Source organism: Vibrio ouci (genome assembly GCF_004551525.1).
Lineage (GTDB): Bacteria > Pseudomonadota > Gammaproteobacteria > Enterobacterales > Vibrionaceae > Vibrio > Vibrio ouci.
The window spans coordinates 1-402 of the sequence record NZ_SATR01000393.1; the positions used below are offsets into that span (position 1 = coordinate 1).

The window sequence follows — 402 nt, forward strand, 5'->3', positions numbered from 1 at the left end:
TGGGCAGTGGGATCCCACAAGCGATACCCCTTCACTCCATCAGCATATCCCAAGAATACACATTTTCTGGATTTTGAATCCAGTTTGCTAACTTCTTGTGTATTGTACATCACGTACACAGGACTTCCAAATATATGCAATCGAGAATAATCAGCTGGCTTCCCAGTCCACATCTCCATCGGTGTCTTCAGCTCAATTGCAGTTGATGGAGATCGATTTATCACATAACAGGCGGTATTGACTGCTTCTGCCCAGAATGACTTTCCTAGACCTGCAGCCTTCAACATTGCTCTTGTTCTTTCTAATAAAGTTCTGTTCATCCGCTCTGCCACTCCATTTTGTTGTGGAGTGTATGCCGTTGTGAACTGCCTTTTGATACCTTCATGTTGACAGAAGTTATCA

Annotated in this window: 1 protein-coding gene; it reads right to left on the reverse strand. The window is 43.5% G+C overall.

Translation table 11 applies throughout. The features are described from left to right. A partial coding sequence (locus ELS82_RS28050) for a hypothetical protein (RefSeq protein WP_208733340.1) occupies positions 1-320 on the reverse strand: 320 nt, incomplete at its 3' end. Between the last annotated feature and the right edge of the window lie 82 nt (positions 321-402).